15 protein-coding genes are annotated in these 15,255 nt (G+C 69.6%); 9 read left to right on the top strand and 6 right to left on the bottom strand.

The window, feature by feature from the left end; all coding sequences use genetic code 11:
* Nucleotide 1 precedes the first annotated feature (1 nt).
* From KOF26_RS04560 to KOF26_RS04530, 7 genes are all read left to right on the top strand, one after another.
* Nucleotides 2–2,680, top strand: a complete 2,679-nt coding sequence (locus tag KOF26_RS04560; protein ID WP_216320808.1) for a bifunctional [glutamine synthetase] adenylyltransferase/[glutamine synthetase]-adenylyl-L-tyrosine phosphorylase — start codon at nucleotides 2–4, stop codon at nucleotides 2,678–2,680.
* A 1-nt stretch (nucleotide 2,681) separates the two neighbouring features.
* Complete coding sequence (locus KOF26_RS04555; protein WP_216320806.1) at nucleotides 2,682–3,173, top strand: peroxiredoxin; 492 nt, start codon at nucleotides 2,682–2,684, stop codon at nucleotides 3,171–3,173.
* Entirely contained in the window at nucleotides 3,166–4,011 is an 846-nt protein-coding gene (locus KOF26_RS04550; RefSeq protein WP_216321707.1) for a ferritin-like domain-containing protein, read from the top strand. Before KOF26_RS04555 ends, KOF26_RS04550 begins: the two co-directional genes overlap by 8 nt.
* Nucleotides 4,012–4,093: 82 nt before the next feature.
* Nucleotides 4,094–4,783 carry a M23 family metallopeptidase gene (locus KOF26_RS04545; RefSeq protein WP_216320803.1) on the top strand — a complete coding sequence of 230 codons (690 nt, stop codon included), beginning with the start codon at nucleotides 4,094–4,096 and terminating at the stop codon, nucleotides 4,781–4,783.
* A gap of 35 nt (nucleotides 4,784–4,818) precedes the next feature.
* On the top strand, nucleotides 4,819–5,151 hold the full coding sequence (erpA, locus tag KOF26_RS04540) for an iron-sulfur cluster insertion protein ErpA (protein WP_216320800.1): 333 nt from the start codon (nucleotides 4,819–4,821) through the stop codon (nucleotides 5,149–5,151).
* Between the two features lie 159 nt (nucleotides 5,152–5,310).
* A complete protein-coding gene (xth, locus tag KOF26_RS04535; protein ID WP_216320796.1) occupies nucleotides 5,311–6,090 on the top strand; it encodes an exodeoxyribonuclease III in 780 nt (259 codons plus the stop codon).
* A 50-nt stretch (nucleotides 6,091–6,140) separates the two neighbouring features.
* On the top strand, nucleotides 6,141–6,662 hold the full coding sequence (locus tag KOF26_RS04530; RefSeq protein ID WP_216320793.1) for a DUF2239 family protein: 522 nt from the start codon (nucleotides 6,141–6,143) through the stop codon (nucleotides 6,660–6,662).
* Here KOF26_RS04530 and KOF26_RS04525 read toward each other — a convergent pair.
* The 6 genes from KOF26_RS04525 to lptF all read right to left on the bottom strand — a co-directional run bounded on the left by KOF26_RS04525 (nucleotide 6,626) and on the right by lptF (nucleotide 13,589).
* The gene (locus KOF26_RS04525; RefSeq protein ID WP_216320790.1) at nucleotides 6,626–7,390 is read right to left on the bottom strand and encodes an isocitrate lyase/PEP mutase family protein; all 765 of its coding nucleotides are present in this window, start codon (nucleotides 7,388–7,390) and stop codon (nucleotides 6,626–6,628) included. The genes KOF26_RS04530 and KOF26_RS04525 overlap by 37 nt on opposite strands.
* A complete protein-coding gene (locus KOF26_RS04520; protein WP_216320787.1) occupies nucleotides 7,390–8,556 on the bottom strand; it encodes an N-acetyltransferase in 1,167 nt (388 codons plus the stop codon). The genes KOF26_RS04525 and KOF26_RS04520 overlap by 1 nt, the downstream gene beginning before the upstream one ends.
* On the bottom strand, nucleotides 8,553–9,305 hold the full coding sequence (locus KOF26_RS04515; RefSeq protein WP_216321705.1) for a sterol desaturase family protein: 753 nt from the start codon (nucleotides 9,303–9,305) through the stop codon (nucleotides 8,553–8,555). Before KOF26_RS04515 ends, KOF26_RS04520 begins: the two co-directional genes overlap by 4 nt.
* 389 nt (nucleotides 9,306–9,694) lie before the next feature.
* On the bottom strand, nucleotides 9,695–11,284 hold the full coding sequence (locus KOF26_RS04510) for a lipopolysaccharide biosynthesis protein (protein WP_216320784.1): 1,590 nt from the start codon (nucleotides 11,282–11,284) through the stop codon (nucleotides 9,695–9,697).
* Nucleotides 11,281–12,375 (bottom strand): LPS export ABC transporter permease LptG, encoded by a 1,095-nt coding sequence (gene lptG / locus KOF26_RS04505; RefSeq protein WP_216321703.1) that lies wholly within the window; start codon nucleotides 12,373–12,375, stop codon nucleotides 11,281–11,283. The genes KOF26_RS04510 and lptG overlap by 4 nt, the downstream gene beginning before the upstream one ends.
* The gene (gene lptF / locus KOF26_RS04500) at nucleotides 12,375–13,589 is read right to left on the bottom strand and encodes an LPS export ABC transporter permease LptF (RefSeq protein WP_216321700.1); all 1,215 of its coding nucleotides are present in this window, start codon (nucleotides 13,587–13,589) and stop codon (nucleotides 12,375–12,377) included. Before lptF ends, lptG begins: the two co-directional genes overlap by 1 nt.
* Before the next feature lie 146 nt (nucleotides 13,590–13,735).
* Between lptF and KOF26_RS04495 the strand changes: the two genes are divergently transcribed.
* Both KOF26_RS04495 and KOF26_RS04490 read left to right on the top strand, forming a co-directional pair.
* Nucleotides 13,736–14,242: a DUF2141 domain-containing protein gene (locus KOF26_RS04495; protein WP_216320781.1), complete on the top strand. Its 507-nt coding sequence runs from the start codon at nucleotides 13,736–13,738 to the stop codon at nucleotides 14,240–14,242.
* Nucleotides 14,242–15,237, top strand: coding sequence for a diacylglycerol/lipid kinase family protein (locus KOF26_RS04490; protein ID WP_216320778.1), 996 nt, complete (start codon nucleotides 14,242–14,244; stop codon nucleotides 15,235–15,237). Before KOF26_RS04495 ends, KOF26_RS04490 begins: the two co-directional genes overlap by 1 nt.
* Nucleotides 15,238–15,255 lie beyond the last annotated feature (18 nt).

The raw sequence follows: 15,255 nt of genomic DNA, 5'->3' as shown, positions 1-15,255 counted from the left end.
CGTGACATCTTTGACGCAAGCCATTGCGCGCGCCGAGGCGCATGCGCCGTTCCTGCGCGGGCTCATCGCCCGCCGGCCGGAGATCGTGGAGGCGCTGGCGGCAGACGGGCTCGATGCCGCGCTGGCCCTCGCGGCGACGCTCGCCGCCGGGGATGAACCGCCGGGTCGCGCGCTCCGGCGCGAGAAGCAGGGCGTGGCGCTGGCGCTGGCACTGGCCGACCTCGCCGGGATGGCGCCGTTCGAGACAGTGGTCCGCCATCTCTCCGATTTCGCCGATCGCGCGCTCGACCGGGCGATCCGCACCGCCATCGCAGAGCGCACGCCCGACGCCGAGCCGCTTGGCTTCGCCGCCCTCGCCCTCGGCAAGCATGGCAGCCGCGAACTCAATTATTCCTCCGACATCGACCCGATCCTGATCTTCGACCCGGCGACGCTGCCGCGCCGCACGCGCGAGGAGCCCGGCGAGGCGGCAGCGCGCATCGCGCGGCGGGTGGTCGAGCTGATGCAAGCCCGCGACGCGGACGGCTATGTATTCCGCATCGACCTGCGGCTCCGCCCCGCCCCGGAGGCGACGCCGCCGGCTTTGCCCGTGTCGGCGGCGATCAGCTATTATGAATCGAGCGCCTTGCCGTGGGAGCGCGCCGCCTTCATCCGCGCCCGCGCCGCCGCCGGCGATCGCGCGCTGGGCGAGGGGTTTCTCGCCGAAATCCGCCCCTTCGTCTGGCGGCGCGCGCTCGATTATGGCGCGATCCGCGAGATACGCGGCCTGTCGGCGCGCATCCGCGATCATTACGCGCAAGGCCAGAAGCTCGGCCCCGGCTTCGACCTCAAGCGCGGCCGCGGCGGCATTCGCGAAGTGGAGTTCTTCGCCCAGATCCACCAGCTCATCTATGGCGGCCGCGATCCGACGCTGCGCCACCCGGCGACGCTCGACGCGCTCGCCGCGCTGGCCGGCGCCGGCCGCATCGACGCCGGGGATGCCGGGGCGCTGGCCGAGGCCTACCGCCTGTTCCGCACGATCGAGCATCGCCTGCAGATGGTCGACGACCGCCAGACCCATTCCCTGCCGCTCGACCGTGCGGCGCTCGACAATGTCGCCCGGCTGCACGGCCTCGACGACGGCGACGCGCTCGTCGGCATGCTCGCGCCGGCGGTCGCGCGGGTCGGCCTCGTCTATGACGGGCTTGAGCCGGACGATGCGCCAGCCGGCCTGCCCCGCGCGCCGGAAGCGATGGAGGCGGCGCTCGCCCGTGCGGGCTTCGCCGACCCTGCCGCCGCCCGCGCCCGCATCGAGCATCTGCGCGCCGGCGCCTTGCCGTCATTACGCTCCGCCGCAGCTCAGGAGGCGCTGGAGGGCCTGTTGCCCGGCCTCGTCGCCGCCTTCGGGCGCGGCGCCGATCCCGGCCATGCGCTCAACCGCTTCGACGATCTCGTCGCCCGCCTGCCCAGTGCGGTGAACCTGTTCCGCCTGCTCGCCGCGCGCCCGCAGCTGGCGGCGCTGGTCGGCGACATATTGTCGCTCGCCCCCGCGCTTGCCGAGGCGCTGGGCCGGCGGCCGGCGCTGCTCGACGGGCTGATCGACGCCACCGCCCTCCAGCCGGCAGGCAGCACCGAGGAGATCGCCGCCGGCCTCTCCGCCGGCGAGACCGGCGAGGATTATCAGGCGCTGCTCGACCGGGTGCGGGCGGCGGTCGGCGAGCGGCGCTTCGCGCTTGGCGCGCAGCTCGTCGCCGGCACCGCCGATCCGCTGGAAGTTGCCGCCGGCCATTCCCGCCTCGCCGAGGCGGCGATCGCGGTGCTGGTCGCGGCCACCGTTGCCGAGTTCGAGCGCGCCCATGGCCGCGTGCCGGGCGGCGAACTGCTGATCCTCGCGCTCGGGCGCCTCGGCGGCGGGGCGCTGACCCACGCCTCCGATCTCGACCTCGTCTATCTGTTCACCGGCGATCATCTCGCCGAATCGGACGGCCCACGGCCGCTGGGCGCGACCCATTATTTCAACCGCCTCGCCCAGCGCGTCACCGGCGCGCTCACCGTCGCCACCGCCGCCGGGCCGCTCTATCAGGTCGACACCCGGCTTCGCCCCTCGGGCAAGGACGGGCTGCTCGCTGTCACCATCGACAGCTTCGCCCGCTACCAGCGCGAGCAGGCCTGGACCTGGGAGCATATGGCGTTGACCCGCGCCCGCCCGGTGTTCGGATCGGCCGCGGCCCGCGCCGCATTGCAGGCGGTGATCGACGAGGTGCTCGGCCGCCCGCGCGACCGCGAGGCGCTGCTTGCCGACGCGATCAAGATGCGCGACGACATCGCCCGCCACAAGCCGCCGGCCGGGCCCTTCGACGTCAAGCTGGCGGATGGCGGCCTCGTCGATCTGGAATTCGCCGTGCACGTCACCCAGCTGAGCCACCGCGCCGGCCTCTCGCCACGCCTCGGCGAGGCGATCGCCGATCTCGGCGGACAGGGGCTGCTGCCCGCCGCGCTCGGGCCGGCGCATGATCTTCTCACCCGTCTGCTGGTGACACTGCGCCTCGTCTCGCCGGATTCGACGGAACCCGCGCCGGCGACCCATGCGTTGCTCGCACGCGCCTGTGGCATGGTCGACTGGGCGCACCTGCTTGCCGCCTATGCCGACGCGCGGCAGAGCGTGTCCGCGGCATGGGCCGCCGTGAAGGGAGAGGAATGAGATGCTGAACGAAGGCGACACGGCCCCGGACGTCACGCTGGCCACGCCGGAAGGCGGCACGCTGACCCTGTCGGAGCTGCGCGGCAGCCCGCTGGTGCTCTATTTCTATCCGAAGGACGACACCTCCGGCTGCACCGCCGAGGCGCAGGATTTCAGCCGCCTCAAGGCCGCCTTCGACATGGCCAACACCGGCATCCTTGGCGTCTCCAGGAACAGCGCCGCCGACCATTCCAGGTTCATCGCCAAATATGATCTCAAGATCCCGCTCGCGACCGATAGTGACGGCGCGGTGTGCGAGGCGTTCGGCACCTGGGTCGAAAAGTCGATGTACGGGCGCAAATATATGGGCATCGACCGCGCCACCTTCCTGATCGACAAGGACGGCCGCATCGCGCGCATCTGGCGCAAGGTGAAGGTGCCCGGCCACGCCGACGAGGTGCTGCGCGCCGCCGAAACCCTCCAGGCCAGCCTCGGCGAGCCACGCCATAGCTGAGCCGACGCTCGCCGCCGCGGCCCGCGCCGTCCTCGTCACCTCCGATCCCGCCGCCAAGGTGCGCAGGGCGCGGGCGGCGGCGCGGGACTGGCGGCTGGGGCGGCTGGCCCATGTCTTCGACGTGACGATGCCGGACGAGCCCGCACGGCCGGCGCAGCCCGAGCTGCTGCCGCCGAACCGCATGCCCAAGCGCGGGCGGGGGGGATCGACGGAGAATCGCATCGCCCTGATCCACGCGCTCGCCCATATCGAATTCGCCGCGATCGACCTCGCCTTCGATCTCGTCGGCCGCTTCGGAGGGGAATTCCCGCGCGCCTTCGCCGATCAGTGGATGAAGGTCGGGGCCGAGGAGGCGATGCACTTCGCGCTGCTCGACCGGCGGCTGCGCGCGCTCGGCGCGGCTTATGGCGACCTGCCGGCGCATGGCGGGCTGTGGGACGCGGCAGCGATGACCGCGGACGACGCGCTCGCCCGCATCGCCATCGTGCCGATGGTGCTGGAGGCGCGCGGCCTCGACGTCACGCCGGCCACGCTCGCCCGCTTCGAGGCGGCCGGCGACGAGGCCACCGTCCGCATCCTGCGCCGCATCCTCGCCGACGAAATCAACCATGTCCGTGCCGGCACTTATTGGTTCGAATTCGCCTGCTCGGCGCGGCGAGTCGCGCCCGCGGAAACCTGGCGCGGCATCGTTTCAGCGCGATTTCGTGGAAGTTTGAAGGAACCTTTCAACGACTCAGCGCGTGCCGCTGCCGGTCTGACGCGGGACTATTACGCCGGCCTTGCCCCGGCACCCCGAACCCGCCGAGAAGGGGACGACACCGGGGGCGGGGGGACGTAAGTCCACTCAACGGTGACAGAAAATCCGGACCGGCACGAAAGTTCCGGTCCGGAAACGCGAAACCAGGTCACCGAGGATTTTCATGCTCGCAGCATTCCGGTCCCATGTCGTAGCGCGTGCGTTGCTGATCCTTTCCGCCTTCTCCGCCGTTTCCGCCCCTGCTTTCGCCGCCACCACGGATCGGGCGCCTGACGTCAAGTTCCGCTCGCTGTTCGACAGCTGGAAGCGCCTCGATCAGGTCGATACCGCGGCCAACACCATCGCCATCCCCTCGCAAAAGCCGCTCCAGGAAGAGATCAGCCTCTCCTCCAGCTTCGGCGTGCGCTCGGATCCGTTCCGCCACACCGCCGCCATGCATGCCGGCCTCGACATGCCCGGGAAGCTGGGCACGCCGGTCTATGCCACCGCCGACGGCGTCGTCGCCCGCGCGGAATGGGCCAATGGCTATGGCAAGCTGATCGAGATCGACCACGGCAAGGGCATCGCCACCCGCTACGGCCATCTTTCGGAGATCATGGTCGAGCCGAACACCCGCGTCCATCGCGGCGACATGATCGGCCGCATGGGCTCCACCGGGCGCTCCACCGGCAGCCACCTTCACTATGAGGTGCGCATCGACGGCCGCGCCGTCAATCCGATGCCGTTCCTTGAGGGCGACGACTATATGCTGGCGCTGAACCGGCTCGATGCCCAGCCGACCAATGGCCAGGTGGCGCTCGGCGGCCCGGAAGTGGGCGCGCCGGACGATGCAGAGAATGAAGACGTCAACTGATTGATGGGGCGCCGCCGCCTCCCTATCTTGCTCGCATGAGCGACGCCGTCATCGACATCACCCCTGCCGCGGCCGCCCGCGTCTCCGCCATCGCCGCGCGCACCGGCAAGCCGGCGATCCTCAGGCTCGCCGTCGACGGCGGCGGCTGTGCCGGCTTCCAATATGTGTTCGACCTCGCCGAGGCGGTGGAGGCCGACGATGTCGTCGCCGAGCGCGACGGAGTGCGGCTGGTCGTCGATTCGATGAGCCTCGATCTGGTCCGCGGCGGCGCCGTCGATTTCGTCGAATCACTGGGTGGCGCGGCGTTCCGCGTCGAGAATCCCAACGCCGCGTCCGGCTGCGGTTGCGGCTCCAGCTTCTCGGTCTAGCGCCGGCCGCGCCGCGCCGGGCCCCTTCGGCATCCGCTGGTCGCGCCCACGCCGGAGCCCGTAGCGCAGCCAGTTCCTGAAACGGGTGCGGGATGGTGACGCGCATCGCGAGGGCCGGCGCGCTATCCACCGGTCCGATGAAACTCTAAGGCTGGCGTCATGAAAATCGCCACGTTCAACGTCAACGGCATCAACGCCCGCCTCCCCCGCCTGCTCGAATGGCTGGAGGAGGCGCAGCCGGATGCGCTCTGCCTGCAGGAGCTGAAGGCGGACGGGGACAAATTCCCCGAGGCCGCGATCCGCGACGCCGGCTATGGCCTGGTGTGGCACGGGCAGAAGGGTTTCAACGGCGTTGCCATCCTCGCCAGGGGCGAGGACCCGGAGGAAACGCATCGCGGCCTCGCCGGCGACCCCGAGGATGTGCAGAGCCGCTATATCGAGGCGCGGGTCAACGGCGTGGTCATCGCCTCCCTCTATCTTCCTAACGGCAATCCCCAGCCCGGCCCGAAATTCGACTATAAGCTGGCGTGGATGGAGCGCTTCGCCGCCCGCGCCGCCGAGCTGCTCCGCAGCGAGGAGCCGGTGGTGCTGGCCGGCGATTATAACGTCATCCCCACCGCCACCCACGACGACACCTTCTCGGTGCGCGCGATGGCCAATGATGCGCTGATGCAGCCGGAGAGCCAGGCCGCGTTCCGCCGCATCCTCAACCAGGGTTGGACCGACGCCATCCGAACCCGCCAGCCGCACGGCAAGGCCTATACCTTCTGGGATTATCAGGCCGGCGCCTGGGCGCGCGATGCCGGCTTCCGCATCGATCATCTGCTGCTGTCGCCGGCCGCCGCCGACCGGCTCGCCGATGCCGGCATCGACAAGGCGGCGCGCGGCAAGGAGAAGGCGAGCGACCATACGCCGGTGTGGATTCGCCTGCGCGATTAATTACCCGGATGATATTGACGCACGAATTACCCGGGCGTAAATCGCCCCGCATGACCGACCGCACCTTCACCGCCTTCATGGGCGCCGACATCATCGCCTCCGGACCGGAAGCGGAGGTCGCCGCTGCCGTGCGCGAGCTGGGCGCCGCCGCGAGCATCGGCGTCTATGACGACGCCACCGGCCGGCCGGTCGATATCGCCCAGGCCGACGCCCCGGCCGCCTCCAGCGAAGTCCGCGGCCCCGGCAGGCCGAAGCTCGGCGTCGTCGCGCGGGAGGTGACTTTGCTGCCGCGACATTGGGAATGGCTGGCCACCCAGCCCGGCGGCGCCTCGGCGGCGCTGCGGCGGATGGTCGACGCCGCCCGCAAGGAGGACGGCGCCACGCCGCTTCGCGCCGCGCAGGAGGCCGCCTATCGCTTCATGCATGATATGGCCGGCGATCTGCCCGGCTATGAGGAGGCGATCCGCGCTCTGTTCGGCGGCGATCGCGAGGCGATGGCCCGCGAGATCGCGGGCTGGCCGGCGGACGTGCGCGGCTATGCGCTGCGGCTGGCCGAACCGTCCTTCGCCTGATCGGCGAGCGCCGCGGCGGCGGCGTCGAAGCCGTCCCACGCCGCCCTGGCGAGCGCGCTGCCGGTGCTCACCCGCCTGACCCCGATCGCGGCGACGTCGGCGACGGTGAAGGCATCGCCCCACAACAGCACGTTGACCGGCTTGGGCGCCACCGCCTGCACCAGCGCGGCGATGTCACCAAGGTCGCTCATCCCCGGCGCATAAAGGCAATCCGCGCCGGCCTCGGCGAAGGCGGTCATGCGGCGGATCGTCTCGGCGCGATCAGGTCGGCCGACGAGATAGCCTTCGGTGCGCGCGATCAGCATCACCGCCGGGTCGAGCGCCGCGCGCACGGCGCGGATGCGGGCGACGGCGAGATCGAAGTCATAAAGGGTGCCGCCGGTGCGATCCTCGATCGACAGGCCGGCGACGCCGGTGTCGGCGGCGAGCACGGCATTCGCCGCCGCCTGATCCGGCGCGTCGGCGAAGCCCGCCTCGAAATCGGCATTGACCGGCAGCTCCGTCGCCTGGACGAGCATGGCGAGATGGGCGAGCGCCGCGTCGCGGCTGAGCTGGCCGTCGGAAAGCCCCATTGCCACGGCCGCGCCCCAGCTGGTCGAGGCAAGCGCCGGAAAGCCCAGGCCGGCCAGCCGCCGGGCACTGCCGACATCCCACGGGTTGGGGAGCACGAAGCACCCCGTCTCGTGGAGCGCCCGGAAGGCGGCGCGGCGGTCGGCCACCCCCGCCATCACAGCGTCTTCTGATAAATGCGGTAGATTTTGTTGACCTTGCTGTCGATCGTCTCGGCGATCGAGCGCATGCCCTGATTGTCCTCGAGCACCCAGCCGATTTCGCCCCGGCTGGCGCCATAATCCGCGACCGAATCGCGGCGGATATATTCGATCATCATGAAGGCAAGCTGGCTGGCGAGGCGGGTCGCCTGCAGCTTCTGGACCACCCCCATCAGCGGCACGCGCATCGTGCGTACCTGCGGTTTGCCGCCGAACCCGCCATTGAGGCGCCACAACAGCTTGACGAAGCCGAACGGGAAAAGCGAGCCGTCGAGGTCGGCCGTGAACTCGTTGAGGTCGGGCAGCGTGATCATGAACGCCACCGGCTCGCCATCCACCTCGGCGATGCGGATCAGATCCTCGAACACGATCGGCTTCAGCTTCTTGCCGACATAGGCGATCTCGTCGTCGGTAAGCGGCACGAAGCCCCAATTGTCGGCCCAGGCATCGTTGAGGATCGACAGGATCAGCGCCGCTTCCTCGGCGAACTTCTTCTTGTTCACCTTGCGGATGGTGATGCGGTTGTTGCGCTCGCCGGACGCGACGATGCGCTGCACCAGCGGCGGGAACGGCTCGGTGATGTTGAGGTCGTAGGTGTAGAGGTCCTTGGCGGTGGCGTAGCCCGCGCCTTCCACCCAACCCTCATATTCGGCCTTGTTATGGCCCATCATCACCGTCGGGGGATGATCATGGCCCTTCACCAGCAGGCCCGGCTCATCCCAGATCGAGATGGAGAGTGGCGCCAGCACGCGGGTCATGCCCTGGCCACGCAGCCAATTCTCGGCATGGGCGATGAGGGCGGCGGCGGTGGCTTCGTCCTCCGCCTCCAGCATCCCCCAATTGCCGGTGCCCGGCCCCATGCCCTGCTCGACCGGCTGGGCGATGGCGAGATCGTCGATATGGGCGGAGATGCGGCCCGTCACCCGCCCGCCCGCCTCCGCGAGGAACAGCGCGGCACGGCCATGGCCGAACCACGGGTTCTTGCCCGGCGTGATCAGGCCGGCCACCTCGTCCTTCAGCGGCGGCACCCAATTGGGGTCGCCGGCATAAAGTCGGAAGGGCAGGTCGATGAAAGCCTTGCGGTCGGCCTTGCCGGAGACCGGCCGGATCACCGGGGCGCTCACGAACGGGTGTCGGTCTTTGCGGCCGCGCGGGCCTCCGCCTGCGCCTTGCGGATGCGATCCACCGGATGGCCGGTGGCCACCCCGCCGGACAGCTTCGCCACCCACGGATAGCGCGCCGCCACCTCCTCGCTATAGCCGAGGTTGAACACCGTCGGGCTCTTCGGGCGCTCGCTCACCCGATCATAGGTGGTGCCGAGCAGATCGTCCCACAGGAAGTTGGTGATGCCGAAATTGCCGGTCTCGTCATGGAAATGATGGGCCATGTGGCGGCGCTTCATCATCGCCAGCTTCTTGTTCTTCGGCGTGTAGGCGAGATGCTGGATGCAGTGGCAGAATTCGTAGAAGCAGGTGGTGACGAGCCCGGTCGCCAGCGCCGCCATCGCCGCGCCGAAGCCGCCCAGCGCCCAGCCGATCGGCATGGTGGCGAGCGCGATCGTCGGCAGCGTGGTGTGCAGCGCGCCGAACAGCACCTCGAGATGGTTCGGATCCTGATGGTGATCGTAATGGATGCGCTTCCACGTGCCGGCGAGCAGCGGGTATTTCCACATCCAGCGCGAATGCAGCACCCAGCGATGCAGGCAGTACCACACCAGAGGATAGACGAAGAGCGACACCGCGATCGTCGCCAGCGTGGCGATCAGCGGCGCCGGCCGCCATATGGCGAGGCCCGCAGCGATTGCCGCAAGGGCCAGATAGGCGATGATCGCCGGATACTGGAAGTACGCGACCACCAGCTCCCTGAAGGTCATGCGGTCAAGATGGTGCGCGCGCTGCCAGAAGGCGGGCTTCGCGGTCGCGGACAAGGTCTTCACGGGTGCAATGTCTCCGGCGGGCGGATCCTCGAATCCGCTATATGAGGGCGGGGCATGCCGCTGCAATGGGGCGATTTCCGGGCGAAGCCGCGGCAACAGGCCGGAAAGGACGGGAGGGGATCGAAATCAGGGACATGGAAGCCGTCCGCTTCAACGAGAAAGTGAGCCGGCCCCCGCCCGACATTGGGCGGCGCCAGTGGGCTCGCCTGCGGTTCGCAGGAATGTCCCGCTGGTGCGCCAACCGCGTCGATCGCCTTGCCGCTTCATGATTTCGTCGCAGGCGCTCCCGGCCCGGCAGAAACGGCCGCGTCGCCAGAGGGGATTGATCAGACCAGCCTGATCCTCCGCGCCACGCCGCCCAGCGCCAGCCGGTCGTCCCGGCTCAGCCCGAGCCGCAGCGTCGCCCACGTCGCCGCGAGGAACACCGGCACCAGCAACAGCGCGCGCAGCCGCATGCCCAGCGGCTCCAGCATGAACCCGGCCAGCGCCATCGCCGCGATACCCGCCAGCGCCACCGCCAGCCCGGTCCAGCTCTGCCGGTCAAACGCGGAGAGCTGGTCGCTCCAGCGCAGCTCTACCGCCGCCGCCCAGGTGGAGAGCACGGTGCCCACCGATACCGCCACCGCCATGCCGACGCCGCCAAAGCCGGGCACCAGCATCACCGCCAGCATCAGCCATGCCGCCATGCCGAGCAGCGAATTGACCAGCGGCAGCGCCTTGTGCCCGGTCATCTCGACGACCGGGCTCGCCGGCCCGACCACCGCCTCCGCCGCGCGGCCAAGGACGAGGATCACGACCAGCGGCAGCGCCGCCGCCGCCGCCGGCGCGAACGCCGTCAATATGTCTGCGCCGATGAGGATGATGAAGCCGGCAAGCGGCACCACCAGCGCGATCGAGACACGCGTCGCGAAGCGATAGAGCGGCGCGATCGTCGCCCGGTCCCGCGCCGCCGCCGCCGAGGCGAGCGGGGCCAGCACATATTGGAAAGCCTGGCGCACGATCAGCGGAATGGTGCTGATCTTGCGGGCGATGCCAAACAGGCCGGCGGCATCCGCACCGCGCACGCCGGGCAGCATGATGTTGAGGATGACGGGCGGCAGGTCGATGTACAGCCGCCGCGCGATCGACGAGGGCAACACCGACAGGCCGGAGGTGAGCAGATCACGGCGGACGCTGGCGCTGATCGGCGCGGTCAGCACCAGCCGCGCATCATAATAGCGGCCGATCAGCCTGCCGGCGAGCGCCGCGGTCATCGCCAGCGAGGCGAGATGGCCGAGCAACAGGCCGATGCGGTGGAAGCCGATCAGGAAGAAACCGCAGGCGAAGATCAGCCGCGCCACCTGTTCCCAGAAGATGCGCAGGCGGATCTCCGGCCCGAAGGCGCGGCGCGCGCGCACCGCCGACGTCGCCACCTCGACGAAGGTCCAGAGCGGCAGCGCCCAGGCGAACAGCGCGACGGCCAGCGGCAGGTCGACCCGGTCCGCCGGCGCCGCCGAGATCATCGCCGCGATCTGCGGCGCGAAGATGGTTGCGGCGAGCGCGATCGCCGCTGCCGGGCCGACCGACACGATCAGCGCAAAACGCACCGCGGCGTGGGCGCCGGCCTCGTCCTCCACCGGCACGACGCGCTGGAGGGCGGTGGTCATCGACAGGTCGATGAAGTTCTCAGCGATGTTCACGATCGCCCAGAGCACGACGTAGACGCCATAGGTCGGCAGGCCGAACAGCCAGGTGAAGGCCGGCTGCGACACCACTTCGATCACCGCGCCGAGGCGGGACAGCGCCGCCAGCGCCGCGCCGCGCGCCACGTCGCCGCGGGTCACGTCGCCCTGGCCGGGAGGCACCGGCACCGCCGGCCCGCGCGCCACTTCCTCCTCCACCGGCTCGGCGCCCGTGCCGGGGGGGATGGCGGTCATTCCTCGGTGCGGATCAGCACCGCCTCGCCGATCATCAGGAACAGGAGGAACGGCGCCCAGGCGGCGAGGAAGGGCGGATAGGCGCCGAGATTGCCCATGGCGAGCGCGGCGTTGTCGGCGACGAAATAGGCGAAGCCGAGCCCCATGCCGGTGACGACACGCACGAACAACGCCCCCGATCGCGCCAGCCCGAACGCCGCCACCCCGGCGAGCAACGGCATCAGCACCGCCGAAAGCGGGCCGGACATCTTGTGCCACATCCCGGCCTCGAGCGGCCCGGTCGGGCGGCCGGCCGCCTTGAGATAGTCGATATCCTGGCGGAGCTGGGCGAGCGAGCGATCGTCAGCGGAGACGTCGGCGAGGGTGAACTGGTCCGGCCGGACGCCGAGCGGCAGCACCACGCTCGGCCGCGTGGTGAGCTTGCCGGAGGCGACGTCGAAGCGGGTCACGTCGTCGAGCCGCCAGCCGCCCGCCACCTGCTGCCCGGTCTTGCCCGAGACGATCGAGACGAGGCTGCCGCCGGTGCGATCATAGATGATGACGTCGTTGAGCCGGGTCGCCGCCCCTCGGCCCTGGGCCGTGGCGGCATGGACGAGATCGTCGCCCGATCGCACCCAGACGTTGCTGGACACCCCCGTGGCCCTTGGCACCGGCCCCCAGTCCACCGCCTCCCACGCATTGAGGGACGCGGTGGAGCGCGCCACGATCCGCTCGTTGAACATGAAGGAGAACAGGGCGACGCCGATGCTGGCGACGATCAGCGGCGCGATGATCTGGTGCGCGGAGGCGCCGCTCGCCTTCATCGCGATCACCTCGCTGTTCTGGTTGAGCGTGGCGAGCGTGATCAGCGTGCCGAGCAGCACCGCGAACGGCAGGAAGCGGGCCACGATCTGGGGCACGCGCAGCCCGACATAGCGCCAGATCTCAGCCTGGCCGTTGCCGGGATGGGCGAGGATCTGACCGCTTGTCCCGAGCAGGTCTAGCGTCTGGAGCACGAGCACGAGCAGCGCCAGCACCGCGAGGCTGCGCGTCAGGAAGGTGCGCGCCAGATAGAAGGTCAGCTGGCGCGACGGGAAGAAGCGAAGGGCCATCATGCCGGCACGGGCCTTCCGTCGGTATCGCGGCGGCGGCGCAGGTTGAACCAGCGGCGCATGGCGGCGCCGGCCTTGGCCGCCACCCGTTCAAGGGCGCCGATCGGCTGGCCGCCCGGCTTGTGGGCGAGGGTGTGGTACATCCACCAGGTCAGCGCGACGAAGCCGAGGAACGGCGTCCACAAGGCGATGATCGGATCGGCCCTGCCGAGCCCGGCAAAGTCCTGCGCATATTGGTTTATCTTGTGATAGGTGACGATCATCACGATCGACAGGAACACGCCGAGCGCCGAGGTCGATCGCTTCGGCGGCACGGCCAGCGCCAGCGCCAGCATCGGCAGCAGGAACATCGTCGCCACCTCCACCAGCCGGAAATGCACCTCCGCGCGGCGCGCATAGCGGTCGGCCGCCGGCGTGGCGGCGCTGTTGCCGGTGCGCACCAGCTCCGGCAAGGTCAGCTCGTCCTCGCCGGAGCGTTTGCGGAAGCTGTCGATCTTGGGAAGGTCGATCGGCAGGTCGTGGCCGACGAAGCTCAGCACGCGCGGCGTGCGGAAGCCCGGCGCGTCATGCACCAGCACCCCGTTGGACAGGCGGAAGATGATCGTGTCCGGATCGTCGGTAGCCATGAAGGTGCCGTGATCGGCGGTGACGGCCAGCGACTTGCCGTCGTCGCGCGCCGTCATCACGAACACGCCGGACAGGTCACGGCCGCTATTATGGCTGCTCTCGATGCGCAGCGTCATGTTGCGGCCGAGCTTGGTGAACTCGCCGATCTTGATCGAGGCACCGAGCGCGCCGGAGCGCAGCTCATAGCGCAGCCCTTCATAGGCATAGCGCGAATAAGGCTGGACGAAGCCGACGATGGCGAGATTGAGCAGCGCCAGCCCGGCCGCGTACATATAGGGCACGCGCAGCAGCCGGCCATAGCTGTTGCCGGTGGCGCGCAGCACGTCCAGCTCCGAAGACAAGGCCAGCTTGCGGAAGGCGAGGAGGATGCCCAGCATCAGCCCGATCGGGATGCCGAGCGAGAGATATTCCGGGATCAGATTGGCCAGCATCCGCCAGACCACCGAGACCGGGCCGCCCTCCGACACCACGAAGTCGAACAGCCGCAGCATCTTGTCGAGGATGAGCAGCATCGCTGACAGCAGCAGGGTCGAGACCAGCGGCACCAGGACGAGACGGGCAATGTAGCGATCGACGCTGTTGAGCATGTTTTGCGACTTTTGACGCCTCGTCACCACAATTTGGCCGCAACCGCCCCCCATCTCCCCTCACGGAAAGCTGGGCGACGGCCACCATGTCCCGGCCGGGCATGGGGGCGAACCGCCGGGCTATAGCTTCCGGGAGTATCGAGGTCATGTCGAAACTGTGGGGGATGGGAGCAGCAGTGGCGCTTGGCGTCGCGGCACCCGCATCCGCTGCGGTGCTCGGCCCCGATGCGCCGGCCTGCTCGGCCGGCGCCGGCGGCCCCGCGGTGCTCGCGAAAATCGATGGTTTCAAGGCGCATACCGGCAATGTCCGGGTGCAGGTCTATGGCGGCCGGGCGGAGGATTTCCTCGCCAAAGGCCAATATGTGAAGCGCATCGACCTGCCGGTTTCGCCGCACGGCGCGATGGAGGTCTGCGTGGCGCTGCCGGAGCCGGGCAATTATGCCGTCGCCGTGCGCCACGATATCGACGGCTCGGGCAAGTCCGGCTGGAATGACGGCGGCGGCTTTTCCCGCAATCCGGCGCTCAGCCTGCTCAGCCTCAAGCCGCGCTACGAGGATGTGGTGATCGCCGTCGGCCAGACACCCAAGCCGGTCGAGATCATGCTCAACTATCGCCGTGGCCTGTCGATCGGCCCGGTCGGGCGGGGCGGGTGATGGCACCTCCTCGCGTCGCCTTGCTCTCCAACCCCCGGTCCACGGGCAACCGGGCGCTGCTGCCGCGCATCCGCGGCTTCTGCGCGGCGAATGACGACATCTTCCATTACGAGGTGGAGGACGTCGATCAGATCGGCGAGGCGTTACGCACCATCGCCCGAGTCCGCCCGCAGATCCTGATCGTCAACGGCGGCGACGGCACCGTGCAGGCGACGCTGACCGAGCTTTATCATGGCGATCATTTCGGTGATTCGCGGCCGCCGGTCGCGGTGCTGCCCAACGGCAAGACCAACCTGATCGCGCTCGATCTCGGCGCGGTCGGCGATCCGCTGGTCGCCTTGCAGCGAATCATGACGCTGGCCCGCGACGACATCGCCCCGCATATCGTTGCGCGCGAGCTGATCGCCCTGTCCGACGGCGGCGCGAACAGCCGGCCGGTGCTCGGCATGTTCCTCGGCGGGGCGGGGCTCGCCGATTCGATGCTGTTCTGCCGCGACAAGCTTTACCCCACCGGCCTGCCCAATGGGCTGTGCCACGTGCTGACGGCGATCGCGGTGATCTTCACCCTGCTGGTCGGCGTGCGCGCCGCCTTCCTGCCGCCCCGCCCTGGCCAGACCAGCGTATCGCTGATCCGCAAGGGCAAGGTCCAGGGCCGCTTCGCGCTGCTGATCGTCACCACCCTGCAAAGGCTCCTGCTGGGCTCGCGCACGTCGAACATCCACGGGGCCAACGACAATGAGGGCAAGCTCCAGCTCATCCTCGTCGACCATCGGCCGCTGTCGGTGATCCGCGCCATCTGCGCCGGCATCTTCGGCAAGCTCGGCCGCTCCGATCTGTCGGGCGTGCATGTCGCGCGCGGCGACGAAATCCGCATCGAGGGGGAAAATTCCTCCGTCATCCTCGACGGCGAGCTGTTCGAGGCCCGGGCCGGCCAGCCCATCGTGCTGAAGCCGACCGCGCCCGTCCCCTTCCTCCGCCTCGCGCCCGCCGCCTGATCGGGCGAACGGGCGGGC

This window comes from Sphingomonas quercus (genome assembly GCF_018863195.1).
Lineage (GTDB): Bacteria > Pseudomonadota > Alphaproteobacteria > Sphingomonadales > Sphingomonadaceae > Solisphingomonas > Solisphingomonas quercus.
Note: the sequence above shows the minus strand (reverse complement) of the source record. Positions and strands in the feature narration are given on the sequence as shown.

Excerpts from the sequence above, each read along its gene's own strand:
- KOF26_RS04555 (WP_216320806.1), top strand. The coding sequence starts at position 2,682 with ATGCTGAACGAAGGCGACACGGCCCCGGACGTCACGCTGGCCACGCCG.
- KOF26_RS04545 (WP_216320803.1), top strand. The coding sequence starts at position 4,094 with ATGCTCGCAGCATTCCGGTCCCATGTCGTAGCGCGTGCGTTGCTGATC.
- erpA (WP_216320800.1), top strand. The coding sequence starts at position 4,819 with ATGAGCGACGCCGTCATCGACATCACCCCTGCCGCGGCCGCCCGCGTC.
- xth (WP_216320796.1), top strand. The coding sequence starts at position 5,311 with ATGAAAATCGCCACGTTCAACGTCAACGGCATCAACGCCCGCCTCCCC.
- KOF26_RS04530 (WP_216320793.1), top strand. The coding sequence starts at position 6,141 with ATGACCGACCGCACCTTCACCGCCTTCATGGGCGCCGACATCATCGCC.
- KOF26_RS04525 (WP_216320790.1), bottom strand. The coding sequence starts at position 7,390 with ATGGCGGGGGTGGCCGACCGCCGCGCCGCCTTCCGGGCGCTCCACGAG.
- KOF26_RS04515 (WP_216321705.1), bottom strand. The coding sequence starts at position 9,305 with ATGACCTTCAGGGAGCTGGTGGTCGCGTACTTCCAGTATCCGGCGATC.
- KOF26_RS04510 (WP_216320784.1), bottom strand. The coding sequence starts at position 11,284 with ATGACCGCCATCCCCCCCGGCACGGGCGCCGAGCCGGTGGAGGAGGAA.
- lptG (WP_216321703.1), bottom strand. The coding sequence starts at position 12,375 with ATGGCCCTTCGCTTCTTCCCGTCGCGCCAGCTGACCTTCTATCTGGCG.
- lptF (WP_216321700.1), bottom strand. The coding sequence starts at position 13,589 with ATGCTCAACAGCGTCGATCGCTACATTGCCCGTCTCGTCCTGGTGCCG.
- KOF26_RS04495 (WP_216320781.1), top strand. The coding sequence starts at position 13,736 with ATGTCGAAACTGTGGGGGATGGGAGCAGCAGTGGCGCTTGGCGTCGCG.
- KOF26_RS04490 (WP_216320778.1), top strand. The coding sequence starts at position 14,242 with ATGGCACCTCCTCGCGTCGCCTTGCTCTCCAACCCCCGGTCCACGGGC.